General features: G+C 28.0%; 16 protein-coding genes. 12 read left to right on the forward strand and 4 right to left on the reverse strand.

Features of this window, described 5'->3' with window-relative positions:
• Positions 1–4 precede the first annotated feature (4 nt).
• The gene (locus tag HMPREF0202_RS08865; RefSeq protein WP_040407024.1) at positions 5–523 is read left to right on the forward strand and encodes a nitroreductase family protein; all 519 of its coding nucleotides are present in this window, start codon (positions 5–7) and stop codon (positions 521–523) included.
• A 31-nt stretch (positions 524–554) separates the two neighbouring features.
• Here HMPREF0202_RS08865 and HMPREF0202_RS08870 read toward each other — a convergent pair whose 3' ends face one another.
• Positions 555–1256: a GntR family transcriptional regulator gene (locus HMPREF0202_RS08870; protein ID WP_023052478.1), complete on the reverse strand. Its 702-nt coding sequence runs from the start codon at positions 1254–1256 to the stop codon at positions 555–557.
• Between the two features lie 153 nt (positions 1257–1409).
• On the opposite strand from HMPREF0202_RS08870, the gene HMPREF0202_RS08875 reads away from it, so the two are divergent.
• The 4 genes from HMPREF0202_RS08875 (at position 1410) to HMPREF0202_RS08890 (ending at position 6828) form a co-directional block, all read left to right on the forward strand.
• Positions 1410–3005 carry a PTS transporter subunit EIIC gene (locus tag HMPREF0202_RS08875; RefSeq protein ID WP_023052479.1) on the forward strand — a complete coding sequence of 532 codons (1596 nt, stop codon included), beginning with the start codon at positions 1410–1412 and terminating at the stop codon, positions 3003–3005.
• Positions 3006–3023: 18 nt separating this feature from the next.
• Positions 3024–4355 carry a family 4 glycosyl hydrolase gene (locus HMPREF0202_RS08880; protein ID WP_023052480.1) on the forward strand — a complete coding sequence of 444 codons (1332 nt, stop codon included), beginning with the start codon at positions 3024–3026 and terminating at the stop codon, positions 4353–4355.
• A 10-nt stretch (positions 4356–4365) separates the two neighbouring features.
• Positions 4366–5349 (forward strand): aldo/keto reductase, encoded by a 984-nt coding sequence (locus HMPREF0202_RS08885; protein WP_023052481.1) that lies wholly within the window; start codon positions 4366–4368, stop codon positions 5347–5349.
• Between the two features lie 810 nt (positions 5350–6159).
• On the forward strand, positions 6160–6828 hold the full coding sequence (locus tag HMPREF0202_RS08890) for a GNAT family N-acetyltransferase (protein WP_023052482.1): 669 nt from the start codon (positions 6160–6162) through the stop codon (positions 6826–6828).
• A 136-nt stretch (positions 6829–6964) separates the two neighbouring features.
• Here HMPREF0202_RS08890 and pdxR read toward each other — a convergent pair whose 3' ends face one another.
• Positions 6965–8359 carry a MocR-like pyridoxine biosynthesis transcription factor PdxR gene (gene pdxR, locus HMPREF0202_RS08895; RefSeq protein ID WP_023052483.1) on the reverse strand — a complete coding sequence of 465 codons (1395 nt, stop codon included), beginning with the start codon at positions 8357–8359 and terminating at the stop codon, positions 6965–6967.
• Positions 8360–8515: 156 nt separating this feature from the next.
• Between pdxR and HMPREF0202_RS08900 the strand changes: the two genes are divergently transcribed.
• Positions 8516–9289 carry an alanyl-tRNA editing protein gene (locus HMPREF0202_RS08900; RefSeq protein WP_023052484.1) on the forward strand — a complete coding sequence of 258 codons (774 nt, stop codon included), beginning with the start codon at positions 8516–8518 and terminating at the stop codon, positions 9287–9289.
• A 128-nt stretch (positions 9290–9417) separates the two neighbouring features.
• On the opposite strand, the gene HMPREF0202_RS08905 is transcribed toward HMPREF0202_RS08900, so the two are convergent.
• Both HMPREF0202_RS08905 and murI read right to left on the reverse strand, forming a co-directional pair.
• A complete protein-coding gene (locus tag HMPREF0202_RS08905; protein WP_023052485.1) occupies positions 9418–10893 on the reverse strand; it encodes a YfcC family protein in 1476 nt (491 codons plus the stop codon).
• 15 nt (positions 10894–10908) lie between these two features.
• A complete protein-coding gene (gene murI, locus HMPREF0202_RS08910) occupies positions 10909–11685 on the reverse strand; it encodes a glutamate racemase (protein WP_023052486.1) in 777 nt (258 codons plus the stop codon).
• A 279-nt stretch (positions 11686–11964) separates the two neighbouring features.
• Here murI and HMPREF0202_RS08915 point away from each other — a divergent pair, with 279 nt between their 5' ends.
• From HMPREF0202_RS08915 to HMPREF0202_RS08940, 6 genes are all read left to right on the forward strand, one after another.
• Positions 11965–12270, forward strand: a complete 306-nt coding sequence (locus tag HMPREF0202_RS08915) for a DUF3870 domain-containing protein (RefSeq protein ID WP_023052487.1) — start codon at positions 11965–11967, stop codon at positions 12268–12270.
• 108 nt (positions 12271–12378) lie between these two features.
• On the forward strand, positions 12379–13689 hold the full coding sequence (gene lysA, locus HMPREF0202_RS08920) for a diaminopimelate decarboxylase (protein WP_023052488.1): 1311 nt from the start codon (positions 12379–12381) through the stop codon (positions 13687–13689).
• Between the two features lie 13 nt (positions 13690–13702).
• Positions 13703–14872, forward strand: coding sequence for a M20 metallopeptidase family protein (locus HMPREF0202_RS08925; protein WP_040407027.1), 1170 nt, complete (start codon positions 13703–13705; stop codon positions 14870–14872).
• Between the two features lie 10 nt (positions 14873–14882).
• Entirely contained in the window at positions 14883–15641 is a 759-nt protein-coding gene (locus tag HMPREF0202_RS08930) for a serine hydrolase (RefSeq protein WP_040407029.1), read from the forward strand.
• Positions 15619–17226, forward strand: coding sequence for an N-acyl-D-amino-acid deacylase family protein (locus tag HMPREF0202_RS08935; RefSeq protein WP_023052491.1), 1608 nt, complete (start codon positions 15619–15621; stop codon positions 17224–17226). The genes HMPREF0202_RS08930 and HMPREF0202_RS08935 overlap by 23 nt, the downstream gene beginning before the upstream one ends.
• A gap of 185 nt (positions 17227–17411) precedes the next feature.
• Entirely contained in the window at positions 17412–19358 is a 1947-nt protein-coding gene (locus tag HMPREF0202_RS08940) for a diguanylate cyclase (protein ID WP_023052492.1), read from the forward strand.
• Positions 19359–19812 lie beyond the last annotated feature (454 nt).

Below are 19812 nucleotides of genomic sequence, written 5' to 3' on the forward strand. Positions count from 1 at the left end.
ACATATGAATTCAATTTTTTATAGAAGAAGTATTAGAAGTTTTTTAGATAAAGATGTTGAATGTGAAAAAATAGAAAGGGTTTTAAGAGCTGGGATGCAAGCACCATCAGCACATAATTTTAAACCTTGGGAATTTATTGTTGTTGAAAGTGAAGAAAAGAAAAATGATATTTCAAAAATGAGTCCTTATGCAATTCCTGTAAGTAAATCTAAAGTTTCGATAGTTGTTTTAGGAAATATAAAATTAGTAGAAAAAGATAATATGTGGTTACAACAAGATTTAAGTGCAGCTATTCAAAATATGTTGCTTCAAATTGTAGAAGAGGGGCTAGGGGGAGTTTGGCTTGGTTTTTATCCTGAAGTGGAAAGAGTAGAGAAAATGAAGAGATATTTTAATCTACCAGAACATATAATTCCTTTTGGAGTCGTGGCTTTTGGATATTCCAATGAAGAAAATAAATTTATAGATAGATATGATGAGACAAAAGTTTATTGTGAAAACTATAATTGGGAAGAAAATTGATAATCTAATTATCAATTTTCTTCTTTTATTTTTATCTTTTTGAAGTAAAAGTAAACTCATATATATTTGGATTAAAATATAGTTCACTATATTCAAATGGTATATCTTTTTTAGAAATTCCAATAGATGTTTTGTAGAATATTGGTTCACAAGAAGTTAAATTAAATAGTTGACTTAACTCTTCGTTTGGTAGAATTGGAGTTATTTTATTGTAGCTCTCCTTTATAGAAAGGGTTTTCTCTACAAAATCATACTTAGATCCCTTCATAATATCTTTAGTTAAATTTGGAAAAAGACTTTTAGGAAGATAAGTATTTTCAAGGTTTACAGGAGTATTATCCAAATATCTAACTCTTTTTATAAAGAAAAAAACTTCATTAGAATCACAATTAAATATCTCCATTAATTTTGCATCTCCAGAAATCTCTTTAAATTCAATAACATCTGTTCGTGGTGTTTGCTTTAAAAAATGTGATTTTTCACTAAAACTTAATTGTTCACTAATATTTAAATTTAAAGTATTTTTCTTAACATAGTTTCCACTTCCAACTTTTTTTTCTAAAAATCCCTTTAAGACTAAATGTTCAATAGCATTTCTAATTGTAACTCTAGTAACATTGTATTCTTCGGCTAATATTCTCTCAGCAGGAAGACGTTCATTTTTTTTATAGGTATTATTTAAAATTTTCTCTTCAAGTTCTTTTGCAATTTCAATATATCTAGGTAACTTCATTAATATCTCCTATATTTTTTGTCTATTGAAATAATTATAATTTTTATTAAAAAAAAAATCAATAAAAAAATTATTGACAAAAATGAAAAAATGAAATATCATTACCTTATAATTGGTATATACCAATTTTAAAAAATTGTTTTTGGGGGTCTTATGGACAAAGTTTTAAAAAAAGATTGCGGTTTAAATTTTGAAAAACTAAAAAAAACTATAACTCGACTGGGAACTGAATTTTCTAAAGGAATATTAGTTCCAGTATTTACACTACCTATAGTTGGAATGTTATTAGCATTTGGAGTTTTATTAACAAATCCATCTATTCCTTTTTCAAAAATTCAATGGTTAAATAATTTTGGTGTTTTGACAAAAGATTCATTACTAAGCATATTTATAAATCTATCTCCAATATTTGCTGTTGGAATTGCTTCGGGAATGGCAAAAAGAAAAAAGGGAGATGCAGGATTAAGTGGAATAATTTTATTTTTTATTTTTCTTTATTCTATGAATTCTTTTATGAAAATTAAAGGATTTCTTATAACCGGTGATTTAAGAGGTACTGGACAGAGTTTAGTCTTAGGTGTTCAAGTTTTAGATATGGGGGTATTTTTAGGAATTATTTTAGGATTGGTTACATCTTATCTACATAATAAATTTGTAGATAAAGAATTTGAAGGTGCAATGAGACTTTATGGTAGTTCAAATTTAGCTTTATTGATAGGGATACCAATTGTAATTTCATTATCAATATTTTTTACTTATACTTGGCCAGTGATACAGATTTTTATAGCTAAAATGACGAATACAATTGTTTCTACAGGAGTATTTGGTGTAGGTATTTATGGGTTTTTAGAAAGAATATTGATTCCGACAGGATTACATCATTTGTTATGGGTACCTGTAGAATTATCAGCTATAAGCGGAACTGGTGTAGTTGATGGCCAATATTTAGAAGGTGTAAGAAATATTGCTATGGCAGAACTGTCATCTTCAACTATTAATAGATTAGGGCCTGGAGCAGTTTATTTAACAAAAGCTATGAGCAAAATGTTTGGATTAGTAGGAGCAGCTTTAGCTATGTATAGATGTGCAAATAGTGATTTAAAAGAAAAAACAAAAGGGATTTTAATTCCAGCAGTAGGAGCAGCAGTTTTTGCAGGAGTGACAGAACCATTAGAATTTTCATTTTTATTCACTGCTCCAATTTTATTTGTTGTTCATGCAATATTAGCTGGAATAGGAATGGCAGTAGCTGCATTATTAGATTTAAGAGTAATAGCTGTATCTGGAGGAATTGAATTTTTAGCAATGATGCTTCCAGCAGGGGTTAAAGGAGATACACTTAAATTTATTTTATTAGGGTTTGCTCAGATTGCTTTATATTATGTTATATTTAAGTTTTTAATAGAAAAATTAAATTTAAAAACTCCAGGAAGAGAGAGTGGAGAAGTAAAGCTTTATAGCAAAGAGGATTATAAAGAAAAAAATAAAGAGAGTGAAAAAAGCGATAAAATAAAAAATATAATTTTGGGATTAGGTAGTTCTGAAAATATAAAAACTATTACAAATTGTTACTCAAGACTTAGAGTTCAAGTTAAAGATTTAGAAAAAATAGATGAGAATTTATTAAACACAACAGGATGTAGTGGTATTGTTAAAAGTTCTGAGGGCGTTCAGATTATATATGGATTATCTGTTCAAAAGATAAAAAAAGAGGTTTGTAAAGAGTTAAATATAAAAGATGAAGAGTAAAGATGAGGGAGGATTATTATGAAAAAATATATTGTAGTTATAGCAGGTGGGGGAAGCACATTTACGCCTGGAGTTGTAAAAGCTTTATTAAGTAAAAAAAATGAATTTAAATTAGATGAATTAAGAGTATTTGATATAGATGGAGAAAGACAGAGAAAGATTTCTGTTATAACAAAAAGTGTAGTTGATGAAATGGATCCAGGGTTATTATTTACAGAGCATACAAATCCAGAATCAGCTTTTCAAGATGCAGATTTTATATTTGCACAAATCAGAACTGGTAAATATGCAATGAGAGAATTAGACGAAAAAATTCCTTTATCATTAGGAACAATTGGACAAGAAACTTGTGGTCCAGGAGGAATGGCATACGCATTAAGAGCTATTAAACCTATGGTAGAATTAGTTGATTACATGGAAAAATATTCTAAAAAAGATTGCTGGATGATAAACTATTCAAATCCAGCTTCAATAGTAGCAGAGGCAATGAGAAGATTAAGACCTAACTCAAAAGTTCTTAATATATGTGACATGCCAGTTGGTATGATGCAAAAAATGACAGATATATTTAAATGTGATTATGAAGAGATTGAACCTGAATATTTTGGACTTAATCATTTTGGATGGTTTACAAGTTTAAAAGTAAATGGTGTTGAGAGAATAGATGAGATGAAAAGCTTTATAAAAGAGCATGGACTATTTCCTGAAACTAATTATGATTTACAGCATAAGGATGCATCATGGCAAAAAACTTATAAAAATATGAAGTACATTTTAAATCTATTTGATGACTATGTACCAAATACATATATGCAATATTATCTATTAGGAGATTTAGTTTTAAATCAATTAAATAAAGATTATACAAGAGCAAATGAAGTAATGGATGGAAGAGAAGCAACACTATTCAAAGCTATAGATGAGTATGAAAAAACAGGTAATTATGATAGAGAAGCTTTCCATGTTGGAGCTCATGGATTATTTATTGTAGATGTTGCAAACTCTTTGGTGAATGATTTAAATAAAAAATATTTAGTGATTGTAGAAAATAATGGAGCTATTAAAAATCTTCCGAATGATGCTATGATAGAAATACCATGTTTAATAACTAAAGATGGACCGGTAAGTACGTATAAAAATTTAGAAATACCTACATTCAATAAAGGGATGATAGAGCAGCAATTAGCTTCTGAAAAATGTTTAGTAGATGCTTATATGGAAAATTCATATGATAAAGCACTTAAAGCATTAACTTTAAATAAAACAGTTTCATCAGCATTAAAAGCAAAAGATATTTTAGATAGTTTAATCGAAGCTAATAAAGATTTTTGGCCAGAATTAAGAAAATAAGGAGAAAATTATGATATATAAACAGTTTAAAGCATTAAATAATGAAAAACTATCTTCAGTTGGATTTGGGTGTTGGGCGATAGGTGGTACATGGAATAATACAGAGGATCAAAAATCTATAGAAACAATAAAGAAAGCTGTAGAGTTAGGTATAAATTTTTTTGATGTCGCTCCTATTTATGGAATGGGACATTCAGAAAAAATCTTAGGAGAGGCCTTAAAAGATTATGATAGAAGTTCTCTTTTTATTGCAACAAAATGTGGTCTTATATGGGATGAAAATAAAGTTGTTACTAAAAGTATATCAAGAGAAAGTTTATATAAAGAGTTGAATGCCTCATTAGAAAGACTTCAAACTTCTTATATTGATTTATATCAAATACATTGGCCATTTGAAGGAATGAAATTAGAAGAGGGAATGGCTACTTTAATGGAGATGAAAGAAAAAGGGTTAATAAGATATATTGGTCTATCTAATTTTTCCTTAAAAGATACAAAAAAATGTATGGAGTTAGCTGAAATTTCAACGCTTCAAGGTTTATATAATATGTTAGAACCAAATTCAGAAATTTATCATCATAAACAGCTAGAATATAGAACAGCAAACGAATTATTACCGCTATGTAAAGAGGAAGGTATGGCATTTTTACCATATAGCCCTTTAATGCAAGGGTTACTAACTGGAGAGTTTAAATTAGAAAATAATTTTGATTCATCAGACGATAGATCAAAAAATCCAAAGTTAAATGGAGAAAGATTTTTAAATTACTTTAACTGTGTTGAAGAATTAAAAGAAATAGCTCAAGAAATAGGAAAACCATTATCACAAGTTGCTATAAATTGGTTAATAGCTCAAAAAGAAGTTGGTCCAGTTATTTGTGGGGCTCAAACACCTCAGCAAATAGAAGAGAATGTAAGAAGTACGACATGGGAATTAGAAGAAAAAACAATTAAAAAAATAGAAATGGTATTAAATAAAAAAAATATTTGCTAAAATTCTGTTATTTTTTAAAATTTGAGAAATAGAATAGATAAAGATAATAGTATTAAAAAGGATTAAGTTATTTTAGCTTAATCCATTAATTTTTATATTTTTTAATAAAAAAAGTAGAGGGCAACCATCACAAATCCCTCTACTTCACTACTAAATCACCTTTGAATAACTTTAAAACTTTCAATCATTTCATTTAAAAATTAAAAAACTTCTTAAAAATAAATTAATCTACTAACATTTAAATCTATTTCCTCAATATAATAGTTAGACAAAACAACTTCATAATTTGTTAAAACTTTTTAAAAACTCCTCCTTTTAAAAATTAAAACATCTTTGAAACTGTGTGATGGCTATTTTTACTGCTTTAAATATTTTTCTATCTTCTAACTATTATTATAATTATTAGACGTTTATTTCTTAAAAAAAAGTTTGAAAAAATTTAAAATACAAAAAAGGGAAAGAGCCTCTGGGGGGATAGAGGCTCTTTTGGGGGGATTAAATTATTTATTATTTTTTAACACTTATTAATAATATTTAGACAACAGGTTTTGTAAAAAAGTTTTAATTTTTTAAAAAATTAAATCAAAATACTTTCTCACAGGAATAGTTTCTTTAGAATGTTATTATATTGACTCGATAATAAAATAACTGTATAATATCAAAATAAATAAAATTTAATATTAGGAGTGATTTTTTGTTTAATAATGAGAGTGTGTTCTTCCTATAATAGGAAGGGCTATTGATTCCCTTTCTATATATAGGTTTTGATAAAATTATAGAGTCAGAATTAAAATTAGACGGAGGATAAAATTGAAATTAGAAATAAGATTAGAAGAAAAAAATGATTATAGAAAAGTTGAGGAGATGACTAGAGAGGCTTTTTGGAATCTATATGTTCCAGGAGCTAATGAGCATTCCATAGTTCACTATTTAAGAAATTCAGAAGTGACAATTCCTCAGTTAAACTTTGTTGCTACTAAAGATGGAGAGATAGTTGGACATATTTTTTATACTAAAGCTGAAGTTATAGATAAAGAGGGTAAATCTCATGAAGTCTTAACTTTTGGACCTTTAAGCGTATCTCCTAAATTTCAGAAACAGGGTATAGGGAGAGCTTTGATTGAATTTACTAAAAGAATAGCAGCTGATATGGGATATAAAGGGATAATTATATACGGATATCCTGGATATTACAATAGAGTTGGTTTTAAAAGTGCAGCTAGTTTTGGAATAGCAAGAGCTGATGGAGTTTTTGCCAAAGCCCTTTTAGCTATGGAGCTTTATCCCGGCTCTTTAAAAGAGATTTCTGGAGATTTTCATGAAGCTGTAAGCTGTTTTCAATTGGATGAGAATGAATTTTTGAAATTTGAATCTTCATTCCCTGCAAAGGAGAAAAAACATGAACCATCACAGGATCTGTTTTTAGAGATGGTTGATAAACTTGAAGATCCTGAAAATATAAAATTAAATAATCATTAATCTAATTTTAGGAGCAGTGTCATTTCAAATGATACCGCTCCTTTTTCTAATAAACTAAAGTTTATAGAACTATTAAACTAACTGAATTAAAAAAGTAGAGGGCAATTATCACATAATCCCTCTACTCAATACTGAGTTACCTTTGAATAACTTTTAAACGATCAATACCATCTATAATTTCTGGAATATCTGTAGTTGCAAATCTCACTCTGAAATATTGATTTTTCTGATTATCTAAAAAGAAAACATTTCCAGAAAGAAGTAGAATATTATTCTCTTTACATTTTAAGTAAAATTGGCTCGAATCTATTGTATCATTTAGTTTTATCCAAACATAAAAACCACCATCAATATTATAAACAACATCTAAAAAAGGTATCTCTTTTAGTTTCTCAGTTAAAACGAGATATCTTTCTCTATAAATTTTGATTAGATTTTCTATATGTAATTTCAGAAAATTGCCTTTCAAAAAATTAGCTAAAACTTTTTGATCAAGAGCTGATGTTGATATATCTGTGGTAAACTTAACAGTCACTATTTTAGAAATAAGCTCAGTTGGTGCTATCATATATGCTAATCTTAAACCTGGCATAATTATTTTAGAAAATGATTTAATGTAAATAACAGTCTTATTATCAGAATCTAAAGATTTTATAGAGGTTCTTGGAGTATTGTAAAATGAAAGTTCTGATGCAAAATCATCTTCTACAATCAATGTGTTATATTTTTTAGCTAATAAAATTAACTTTTGTTTCTTTTCTTCACTCCAAGAAACACCTGTGGGGCAACTAAAATCCATTGTCGCATATATGAAAGTTATTTTTTCTTCAGATAAGATTTTTTCCAATTGAGTAAGATTAAAACCATCCTCTTCCATTTCTACAGGGTAAATTTTACAATTTGTTTTAAAAGTATTTAAAGCACCATGATAAGTTGGATTTCCTACAATTATTTTATTTTTTCTTTTAGACGAAAGCGTTTTTAATATCAAATCCAATCCTTGCTGTGAACCGCTAGTTATTTGTATCTCATCTTTAGATACAAAAATACCTTTGTCTTCAATATTTTTCTTAAGCACTTCTCGAAGTTCCTCTAAACCTTGAGTAGGATGATATAGCATAATTTTAGGGCCATATTCTTCTAAAACATCACTATATAATTTTTTAAAAATTTGAAATGGATAAACATCTTCTGAAGGAGTTCCACTTGCAAAATTAATAAGATTATTTTGTTTTAATTGACCAACTTTAAAAGTTTCAATAAGATTATTAGATGGTGTATTGTAAAATAAAGATTCTTTAGATTTTACAAATATTCCAATGCCACGTTTTTTTATAATATATCCCTCTTTTTCTAAAAGAGTAAAAGCTTTCATAATTGTAATATTATTTAGTTTATACTTTAAAGCAAGTTGTCTAATTGATGGTAGTTTAGAGTTTTCTGGATATTCATTTTTTTCAATTTTATTTTTCAAATCTTCATAAATTTTTAAATAAATAGGTATTTTCTTCTCTTCTGAGTTAATTTTCATGAAACCTCCATCTGTAGTACTACAGTTTTTTTATATAACATTGACATAACTGTTATAGTTTTGTAGAATTAAAAATATATTTCACTGATATCACTGTTATACTATTTTTTTTAATATTTGTAAATCTTATTAACAATAAAGTTTAAGGGAGCGACTATGAAAACAGAAAAAATATATTATAAAAATCAATTTCAAACATCATGTGAAGCAGTTTTAATTGCAAGTACAGAAAATGGATTAATATTTGATAAATCTGTTGCTTATCCAGAGGGCGGAGGGCAGATAGGAGATATTGGAGTTTTAATTAGATGTAAAGATGGATCTGAGATTCCATTTTACAACACAACAAAAATTAAGGGACGAAATATTTTCTTAAATGATTTTCCTAGCATAAAAGTAGAAAACCAAATTGTACATCATATAGACAATGATTATGAATTTGAAAAAAATGAAAAATTTCTTATAAAGTTAGATAGTGTAAAAAGAGCTCAAACAACTCTTCATCACTCTGGTTTGCATCTGGCTTTAATGGTTTTAGAAGAGATGTTTTCAGGTATTGATAAAAAAATAGTTGGTGCTAAAATAACTGATAAATATGGAAGACTTGATTTTTTAATAGATTTTAAATTTACTCCAGAGCAAATAGCTCATATAGAATCTCGTTGTAATGAATATATCGACAAAAATATTCCAATAAATATATTTTCTCATCCAGAGGAAAATGAAGCTCTATATTGGAAATGTGATAATTTTATTGTTCCTTGTGGTGGAACTCATTGTGAAAATACAAAAGATTTAGTGGGAATAAAAATTAAGAGAAAGAGCATTGGTAAAACATCTGAAAGGTTAATTGTTGAATTACCTTTTAATGAAGATTTTTTAAAATTATACAGCTATCCGAGCTTCTTATTTTCTATTGAAGAAAATTAATATTTTATGAATATCGCAGTTGATTTCATTTTTTCGTAGTATTTTATAAAGGAATTTTTAAAACAAAAAGTGGCATTTCAAATTAATAGCCACTTTTTGTTTAATTTAGATAAAACAGCGATGATTTATTAATACCCTATAAAATATGCAATAACGATTGCAGCAGCTCCGATACTTAGCCAGATTCCCATAAGAGGAGCCACCCACTTCACCCATTTTTCATATGAGATTTGTGAAATTGCAAGGTAACTCATAAGTCCTCCTGCAGTTGGATTGATATAGTTTGTAAATCCATCTCCATATTGAAAAGCTAAAACAACGGTTTGTCTAGAAACTCCTATCATATCCCCTAAAGGAGCCATGATGGGCATAGTTGTTGCAGCTTGTCCACTTCCTGATGGAATAAATAGATTTGTTATAATCTGAACGCAATACATAAGTAAAGCTGAGATAACTCCTGGCAAGGATGAAATTTTGCTAGAGAGATAGAATAAAATTGTATCTATAATTTGTCCATCCTCTAACACAACTAGGATTCCACGAGCTAATCCCACAGCAAGAGCTCCAAATACAACTCCTCTAGCTCCGTCTAAAAAGTTATTTGCAGAATTAGTTGGAGAGATTCCTGCAACAAAACTAGAAGCAATTCCCATGAACATAAATATACTAATTAATTGTTCTGTTCCCCATCCGTGTTTTAAAACTCCATATGTTAAAGTTATAAATCCAACTAACATAACTAAAAGAACACCTTTTTGTCTAAGAGTTAAATCTGGAATTTCTTGATTATTTGTTGATGTATTAGACATAGCTTTTTGTTTAACCTCTAAATCAAATACCACACTGCTAAAAGGATTTTCCTTTACTTTTCTAGCATATCTCATAATATATAAAACTGTAGCAACGTATAAAACTATATAAACTGCTACTCTAAATCCCATTCCAGAGTAAATTGGAAGTCCAGCTATTGAGTGAGCAACTCCAACTGTAAATGGATTTATAAATCCACCAATGAAACCAACTCCAGCTCCCAAAGCTACCATAGCCATTCCAACCATAGCATCAAATCCAAGAGCTCTTGCTAAAAGAACTCCAAGTGGAACAAAAGCTATAGCTTCTGTGTTCATACCAATTGCTACTCCTCCAATTGAAAATACAAACATAACAACTGGGATTAAAAGCATACCTTTATTTCTGAATAGGTAAGCCACTTTTGCTATTCCAGAATCAATGGCACCTGTTTTTTGAATCATATTAAAAAATCCACAAACCAAAAATGTGAAAAAAACAATTCCAGAGGTTGCCTGAAGACCTCTAATTAATACAGTAAATAGATTGTGCTCAGTAAAAGAGAAAAACTTAACAGGTGTATTGGCAACATATGTAAAAGTTTCTGGAGCTATAATCATTCTACCAGAATTGACATCTTTAACTCTTTCATAAACACCAGCAGGAATTATATAGGTTCCTATAAATGATAAAATAATCATTCCAGCAATAATTACATAGGTATGAGGAATTTTAAATTTCTCTATTTTAAGTTCCTTTCCTTTTGTACCCACTCCGCCACTATTTTTTAAATTTAAATTTGATTCACTACTCATATAGCACTCCCCTTTTTAAATTTTGTGTACATCAACCATTTTTTGATCCAATAGCTGTTCCCCAACAGTTATAAAATTTTCTAAATCTCCAGTTACATAGTAACTTATTTTATTATAATTTTTTAAATTTGCAATACTTTTTAATTTTTTTAATTGTTCCCCAACTAATCTAGCAGTTTCCTTAGCTGGATTAACTATAGTACACTTAGCTATATCTCTAATTTTTTCTTCTAAGTACGGGTAGTGAGTGCAACCTAAAATTAGAGTATCAATATCCTTAGGTAAGTTTTCAATATAATTTTTTAAAATATTGTGAGACTCCTCGTTGTCCTTCCAACCTTTCTCTATCATAGGGCAAAGTAGTTCGCATCCTTGTTGGTATACCTCATAATTTTCATTTAAATTTTGTATAGCATTTTTATAAGCATTTGTTTTAGCTGTCAATGGAGTTGAAAGTACCCCGATTTTTTTATTTTTACTTTCCCTAAGTGCCATAGTAGCTCCTGGATTTATAACGCCTATAATTGGGAGAGTAGGAAATTTTTCTTTTAAATAATCTAGAGAAGCCACAGTGGCTGTGTTGCAAGCTATAACTATGAGGTCGACATCTTTGTTTATTAAAAATTCACTGATTTTATAACAAAGCTTTTGAATATCCTCAATTGTTTTAGTTCCATATGGAGAGTTAAAACTATCACCATAATAAATAAATTCAGCAGAACTTAGCTCTTTTAATAACTCTTTTAAAACTGTTAACCCGCCAACACCAGAATCAAAAACTCCTACTTTCATATTTTCCTCCTTATACTATATAAAAAATGTATAAAAAAAAGTCTAAAATTATTCTTACATAGTTTTGAAAACTATTTTAAAGATAATTTTAGACCTCATTTACTTTTAGAATCATAAATAAGTGTATTTTTTTATTTCTTCATTTATTTAATTAATAGATGTTATACCTCAAGTTTTCACTTCTGTCAAATTTTTGTTTTAATTTTTTTATTTGACTTTTAATCGTTCTTGGAGTATATACTATTCATAGGAATTATTTGATACTAGGGGAGATAGTTGATGAAAGAAAAGTATATTGTTGGGACTGCAAAAACGTCTATAGACAATGCAATAACTAAAAATTATAACAGCTTTTTTGTAGGGTTTATCATTGATGAAAATGGAAAAATTTTAGATGTTGAAGCTTCTGCAATTTTAAAGATAACGAATGATTTTATTAAAAAAATCTTTGTTGGAAAAGACTTTATAAAAGATTTTGAAGAGATAAGTTCTATCATATTAAAAAATTATTTAGGATCCTCTCAAAAATCTATAATCGTAGCCTATAAAGACGCTATAAAAAAATATAATCAATCAGCGAATTAATACACTTATTTATCAAAAAAAACGTAAATAAGGTCTAAAATTCTAATTAATATAGAGTTTTAGACCTTTTTTTGTATTTTAATAGTTTTATTAATCAAGGAGGATACAGTGAAATATTTAGGAACAATGACTAATGTAGATGGAGTTTTAGAAATAGGTGGAGTTTCTGTAAAAGAGTTGCAGGAAAAGTATGGTACTCCTCTTTATATTTACGATTTAGAGTTTATGGAGAAAAATATAAAAGATTTAAAGGAATCTTTTGTCAGTGAAAAATTTAAAACAACTATAGTTTATGCTTCAAAAGCTTATTTATCTAAAGGAATGACTCAAATTATTGAAAAGAATGGACTTGATATTGATGCTGTTTCAGGTGGAGAGCTATATACTATTTTAACTTCGAATTTTCCTACAAAAAGAGTTCATATGCACGGTAATAATAAATCTTTAGAAGAGATTGAGATGTGTGTAAAAAACGGGATTGGGAGTATTATTTTAGATAATAGATTTGAAGCTGAAAAAGTTGCACTTGTATGTAGAAAATTTAATAAAAAAATGAATGTTATGTTAAGACTAAATATTGGAATAGATGCTCATACTCATGAATATATAAAAACATCAAAGCACTCATCTAAGTTTGGGGAGTCTATTTTTGATAAAGATGTTGTTAAAATAGTTAAGGATATTGTAGATAGACCTGAGTTAAATTTTTTAGGATTTCATAGTCACATTGGATCTCAGATTTTTGATGAGTTAGCTTTTTGCGAAGGTGTTGAAACTATGGTTGAGTTCACAAAGAAAATTTCAGAAAAACTTAATATTTGCATTCCAGATATAAATATTGGAGGAGGTTTTGGGGTTAGATATACCCAAGAGGATACTGATGTTAATCTAAAAAAAATAATGAAAAAGATTATCAGATGTTTAGAAAATAGTTTAGTAAAAGAAGGGATGGATATAAAAAATGTGACTATAGAACCTGGGCGATCTATCGTGGCTCAAGCTGGAAGTACTCTTTATACAGTTGGTGGTGAAAAAGAAACATATGGTGGAGAAAAATATATTTTTATTGATGGAGGGATGACAGATAATATAAGACCAGCTCTTTATCAAGCTAAATATGAGAGTATCGTTGCAAATAAACTTAATGAAACAGAGAAAGAGATTGTAACTATTGCTGGTAAATGTTGTGAATCGGGAGATATCATAGCTAAAAATGTAAGGTTAGGAAAATGTAGGGAAAATGATTTGATTCTTGTTAGCTGTACAGGGGCGTATGGACACTCTATGAGTAGTAATTACAATAAAGCTTTAAAACCAGCAGTGGTATTTGTAAAAGATGGAAAAAGTTATCTTGTTTCTAAAAGAGAAAGTTATGATGATTTAACAAAAAATGATATACTATTGGAAAATATATTTTAAGGAGATGCAATTTATGAATATAGAGCTTTTAAAAAAACACAGCGAAAATATAAAAAATTGGTTAGTAAAGGTGAGAAGAGATTTTCATGAGCACCCAGAATTAGGAACTCAAGAGTTTAGAACTCACGATAAAATTTGTGAATATTTAGATGAGATGAGTATTCCTCATAGAACTTCATTTGACACAGGAGTTATAGCTGAGATTGAGGGAGAAAATAAAAATATAACGATAGCATTAAGAGGAGATATAGATGCACTTCCTATACAGGATATAAAAAGTGTTGATTATGCTTCAAAAAATAGTGGAATTTGCCATGCTTGTGGGCACGATGTACATACAACTGTAGTTTTAGGAGTGGCAAAATATTTTTATGAAACAAAGGAGAAGCCACCTGTAAATATAAGATTATTTTTCCAACCTGCTGAGGAAACTGTTGGAGGAGCAAAACCTATGATTGAAGATGGAGCTCTTGATGGAGTTAATGCTGTTTATGGATTACATGTAGATGAAACTATAGATGTTGGAAAAATTGGAATAAAGTACGGAGCTATGAATGCTTCTTCAGATACCTTAAAAATAAAGATAAAGGGAGAAAGTTGTCATGGTGCTTATCCAAGTAGAGGTGTGGATGCACTTTTAATAGCATCTCATGTGATTATTGCTCTTCAGAGTATTGTGAGTAGAAATTTAGATGCTAGAGAATCTGGTGTAATAACAATTGGAACAATAAATGGTGGAACTGCTGGGAATATTATATCAAATGAGATTGAGCTTAGAGGAACTTTGAGAACTTTAGATCCAGATGTTAGAGCTAGAATGAAAAAAAGAATTGAAGAGATTGTAACAACTCTACCTTTAGCTTTTGGTGGAAAGGGTGAGATTGATATAGAGCCTGGTTACACAGCTTTAATAAACCATGATAAATCTGTAGATATTATTAAAAAAAGTGCTACTGAACTTTTTGGAGAGAATAGTATCTATGAAAAAAAGTTAGCCAATATGGGAGTGGAAGACTTTGCGTATTTCATTGAAAACACTGAGGGAGCATTTTTTACTTTAGGAGTTAGAAATACTGAAAAAAATATAAAAACTCAGGCTCATAATGGAAACTTTGATATTGATGAAGAAGCAATTGTTAATGGAGTAATGATGCAAATATTAAATGTATATAACTCAATTTAAGGAGGAAATCATGGAAAGATTTAATCAACTAAAATCTAATTTACAAAATATAATTAATGAATTTTCAGGAAAAGTAGGCATTATAGTTAAGGTTGATGGAGAAGAGATATTTTCTAAAAATGAAAGTAAAATTTTTCAATCAGCTAGTTTGATAAAGCTTTTTATTTTAGAGGCACTCTTAGAAAAAATATCTCAAGGTGAATTATCTTATAGTGATAAAAAAAGTGTGGATTCAATGGATAAAGTTCCAGGCTTTGGAGTTTTAAAAGTTTTAGATGATAATTTAAGTGTGACAATAAAAGATTTAGCGACACTTATGATAACTTTAAGTGATAATACAGCTACGAACATGTTGATAGATATTTTAGGAATAGATTACATTCAAAGTTTTATTGAGAAAAAAAATTACTATGAGACTCAACTTCAAAGAAAAATGTATGACTCTGAAGCTAGAGAGAGGGGATTAGATAATTTTACAAGTGCTAGAGATACCTTAAAGGTTTTAGAAAATCTATATTGTGATGAGACAGCACTTTTTATTTTAAAAAATCAACTGTGTAACTCTAAAATTCCTCTATATTTTTTTAGAAAGGTAGAGGTGGCTCATAAAACTGGTGATTTAACAAATATAGAGCATGATGCAGGAAGAATATTTTTCAAAAATAGCTTTGTAGATTTGATTATTTTAGCAGAGGGAGAAAATAAAGAAGCCGTTCTCTTAAATAATAGATTGGGTGAATGTATATATGAAAACTTTAAAAACTGTTGATGAAAAAAAATATGATTTAGTTATAGAGAGTGGAACTGTTGTATTTGGGAATCTCAAAGAAAAAGAGATTTTAAATATAGGAATAATGGGAGATAAAATTGAGGCTGTCTCTAAAGATAAACTAGTTGGAAAAAAAATTATTGATGCTAGGAATCTTTATGTAACTCCTGGATTTATAGATATTCATAGTCACTCAGATATCTCTGGATTTATAGCTGAAAGTTGTACAAGTAAAATTTATCAAGGAGTGACATCAGAAATTAATGGAAATTGTGGAATAGGAATCTCTCCGTGGTCAGATGAGAACAGGGGAAATCTTAAAAAGTATATTCAAACTCATTCAGATATAAACTATTATCCAATAGATTTAAATAAAACTAAATCTTTTTTAGATTTAAAAAAATTTTTAGAAAAGGGAAAACTTGTAACTAATCAAGGATTTCTTGTTGGAGCTGGATGTATTCGAATAGCTATAATGGGGTTTAAGTCAAGTGAGGCCAATGAAAGTGAAATTGAAAAGATGAAGATGCTTTTGGAAAAACAGTTTGATGAGGGCGCCCTTGGAATATCTTTTGGATTGATATATCAACCAGGAAATTTTATGAGCCAAAGGGAGATTTTAGAGCTTTTAAAAGTTGTAAAAAAGTATGATAAAGTCGCATCCTTTCATATGAGAGATGAAGTTAATGAGATTGAAAAATCCATAGAAGAGGTTATCTATTATGGCAGAGAAACTAAAGCAAAGGTCAATGTTTCCCATTTAAAAGTTATGAATAGGAAAAATTGGGGAAAGTCTAGAAAAATTATAGAGATGTTAGAGAAAGCTTGGAAATCGGGAGTATTAATATCTTTTGATCAATATCCCTATGAAGCTACTTGTACCAACCTTTTTGTTCTTATACCTCAAAATGTTTTTGATGGAGATATAGAAACTTTTATAAAAGAGATTCCTAATTTCTCTGACAAAGTGATGTCTTTAATAAGGGAAAATATTGAAAAGAGAGGGGGAAGTAAAAACATTGTAGTATCTAATAGTTATTTAAAAGATACCTATTTCAATGGAAAAACAATCTCTGAGATTTCAAAATATCTGAATTTAAGTGAGGAAGAAACTATTTTATATATACTTGAAAAATCTAAAGGAAAGGCTCAAGCCATCTATTTCTCTATGGATTTAGAGGATGTAAAGGAGTTTTTCAAAAGTGATTTGGGAGTTATTGCTAGTGATGGAAACTCTTTACCAATGGAGGATAAATTTGAATTGGGAAATCCTCATCCGAGAAATTTTGGAACGTTTCCAAAATATATATGGATGAATAAAGATGAGGTTTCAATAGAAAAAATTATAAATAGAATTACCGAGAGACCAGCTAAACTCTTTAGATTAGAGGGGCGTGGAGAGATTAAAAATGGAAACTTTGCAGATATTACCATTTTTGATTTGGATAAAATTAAAGATAGCTCCACTTTTCAAAATTCTTTTCAGTGTCCTGTAGGGATAGAGTATGTTGTTATAAATGGAAAGATTGTTTTGGAAGAGGGAACTGTATTTACGGCTAAGGCTGGAACTATTTTAGTGAATTGAAATAAAATTAAAAGAGAGCACTCATTAAAAAAATGAGTGTTTTTATTTTTAAGTAGATTATTATGGATAAATTTGTTTAAAATTTTTATTAAAATTTCTAATATTAAAATATTAATAAATATGATATTGTTATTGTAAGAAAGTATACTAAAATGGTTTCATATGTATTTAAGGGAGTGAAATAGTTGTACAAATTAGCAGCAATATTTATTTTTTTATTTTTTACATCAGTTACTGCATTAGGTGATAATTTAAATATAGGATTAATCACGGATGAGTTTATGGAAAAAAAAGTAAATAAAAAAAGTTTCAATGATTTAATTTTAGAAATGTTAGCAGAAGAGAGTGTAGAGTTTAATGTAGTAAAAGGAAGTAGAAATGATATAACAAAAAAGTTTTTAACTGGAGATATAAATCTTATATTTCCCATTAGAAAAAATGATTTTCCAGGAATTAAAATTAACTATAGTGATAATGTGTATTCTCAAATTTTACACATAGCTTCTAATAAAGAAAATATTAGAAATATGGAAGCATTATCTGGTAAAACCCTATATATACTTAGAAATACTGGTATAAAAAAATCTATACAAAAGAAATTGAGGGATAACAATGTTATTGCCAACGTTGAAGTAGTAGATGATTTAAAAAAATATAGTAATCAAATAATCATAGATAGTTCATCATTTACTCATGATTTAAATTATACTTTTATGATTGGGAAAGTACCTTTTACAGTTTTTGGTTATAATGGAGAAAATCCAGATTTACTGAATAAAATAAATAAAGCATTAGAAAAGAAGTACTTTTGTATATTTAATAATCATAAAGAGAAAGTTGAACAAACTCTTAGAAAAGAGAAATTTTTTTATAGTTTAACAACAGCAGAAAAAAAATATCTAGAAAATTTAAAAGAAATAAATATAGCTTATGAAGAAAACTCAACTGTAAGTCATTATATTCCAGAAAGTAAATCTTATGGTGGAGTATTACCTTTAGTTTGGAATGAGATTGCAAAGGATTTAGATTTAAAACTTAATATTATAAATGAGCCATATGAAGGGTGGGATAAGATAGTATCAAGGTTTGAGAATGGAGAAATAAAAAGCCTAGGGGTTGCTAAGTTTCCTGGAAGAGAAAATAAATATATATTTAGTAATAAATTAACAGATATACATACTTATAAGATATATAAATCAGATTGCAAAGAAAATATAGATTCAAAAATAGGTGTTATAGAAGAATCGATAGAAGACTATATATCCAAAGAGTACTATCCCAAAGAAAATATAATTAGATATAAAAATAAGGTAGAATTAATAGATGCTTTGAAGAGAGAAGATGTAAAATCTATTCTTCATGTAAATCCATATTTAAGTGGAATATCAGGATATAATTCTGAAATTTTTTATTCTTTTCCCATAAATTTAGCATTTAATAAAGAGGATATAATTTTTAAGAATATATTCGATAAAGCTTATATATATTTAGTTGATAAAGATTTATTAAAAGAGAAAAGTATAGAAAGTGATAAAAGATTTTCTGCTTTAAAGGTCAAAGAAGCTGAATATTTGAGGGGTCTACTTTATCGAGGAGTTCTTTTATTTTTAATATTTTTAGTTTTTGTATTAGGAGTATTTTTTGTTGAAAAAAGAAAAAAAGCAAAAGATCTTGAAAAAATAGCATTTTTTGATATTCTATCAACTTTAGGAAATAGGTATAATTTTAATAATGCCTGTGAAGAGTTTGAGTCAAAATCTGGAGTTTGTATAGTAGTTGATTTAGATAATTTTAAAAATGCCAATGATACTTTTGGTCACAGTGTAGGTGATGAAATAATAAAAGAGTGTGGGTTGTTATTAAAAAATATCTTTGGGGAGAAAAATACCTTTAGAATTTCAGGGGATGAGTATTATATATTTGTTTCTAGTGAAAATTTTGATAGTCAACTTAATGAATTAAAAGATACGTTAGAAAGAAGCTATACTCTAAAGAAGTATTCCATCTCTATGAGTGTGGGGTATTTCTTTAAAACATTTGAAACAGGTATATTAGAAGGATTTAAAAAAGCTGATACGGGAATGTATAGAGCGAAAAAAATATCAGGGAATTCATTTTATTGTGAGAGGTAAAAAAAGATAGAATTAAAAAAATTTTTATTATAACTAATTTAATAAAAAATTTGACAAAACTCCAAAGTTGAGGTTAAAAGTAACAATACTACAAAAATGAGAGGGAAATATATGGAAGTTAATTTAAGTATTAATAACAAAAAAGAGTGGCTAGATTAATTTTAATAACAAATGAATTATTTTTAGATATAAGTGTGAATAGCAATATTGTATTTAAAGTCCTGTAGACAATGATAGCTATAGTTGTTCCTTTATTATTTTAACTAGAAAATCACATTTATAAAGAGTTAGGAGGAAATAAGCTCATTTAAAGACTATTAATATTTAAAGTGAATATTTATTCGAATTATTTTTAATAAAAAGGATGACTTATAAAGAAATATTATAATCATCCTTTTTATTTTATAAAAATTTACTTATAGGTTTTCTAAAATAATAATATTTATTTGAGATT

It is taken from the genome of Cetobacterium somerae ATCC BAA-474, assembly GCF_000479045.1.
In the GTDB taxonomy this organism is placed as follows: Bacteria; Fusobacteriota; Fusobacteriia; order Fusobacteriales; family Fusobacteriaceae; genus Cetobacterium_A; species Cetobacterium_A somerae.

Excerpts from the sequence above, each read along its gene's own strand:
- HMPREF0202_RS08865 (WP_040407024.1), top strand. The coding sequence starts at position 5 with ATGAATTCAATTTTTTATAGAAGAAGTATTAGAAGTTTTTTAGATAAA.
- HMPREF0202_RS08870 (WP_023052478.1), bottom strand. The coding sequence starts at position 1,256 with ATGAAGTTACCTAGATATATTGAAATTGCAAAAGAACTTGAAGAGAAA.
- HMPREF0202_RS08875 (WP_023052479.1), top strand. The coding sequence starts at position 1,410 with ATGGACAAAGTTTTAAAAAAAGATTGCGGTTTAAATTTTGAAAAACTA.
- HMPREF0202_RS08880 (WP_023052480.1), top strand. The coding sequence starts at position 3,024 with ATGAAAAAATATATTGTAGTTATAGCAGGTGGGGGAAGCACATTTACG.
- HMPREF0202_RS08885 (WP_023052481.1), top strand. The coding sequence starts at position 4,366 with ATGATATATAAACAGTTTAAAGCATTAAATAATGAAAAACTATCTTCA.
- pdxR (WP_023052483.1), bottom strand. The coding sequence starts at position 8,359 with ATGAAAATTAACTCAGAAGAGAAGAAAATACCTATTTATTTAAAAATT.
- HMPREF0202_RS08900 (WP_023052484.1), top strand. The coding sequence starts at position 8,516 with ATGAAAACAGAAAAAATATATTATAAAAATCAATTTCAAACATCATGT.
- HMPREF0202_RS08905 (WP_023052485.1), bottom strand. The coding sequence starts at position 10,893 with ATGAGTAGTGAATCAAATTTAAATTTAAAAAATAGTGGCGGAGTGGGT.
- murI (WP_023052486.1), bottom strand. The coding sequence starts at position 11,685 with ATGAAAGTAGGAGTTTTTGATTCTGGTGTTGGCGGGTTAACAGTTTTA.
- HMPREF0202_RS08915 (WP_023052487.1), top strand. The coding sequence starts at position 11,965 with ATGAAAGAAAAGTATATTGTTGGGACTGCAAAAACGTCTATAGACAAT.
- HMPREF0202_RS08925 (WP_040407027.1), top strand. The coding sequence starts at position 13,703 with ATGAATATAGAGCTTTTAAAAAAACACAGCGAAAATATAAAAAATTGG.
- HMPREF0202_RS08930 (WP_040407029.1), top strand. The coding sequence starts at position 14,883 with ATGGAAAGATTTAATCAACTAAAATCTAATTTACAAAATATAATTAAT.
- HMPREF0202_RS08935 (WP_023052491.1), top strand. The coding sequence starts at position 15,619 with ATGAAAACTTTAAAAACTGTTGATGAAAAAAAATATGATTTAGTTATA.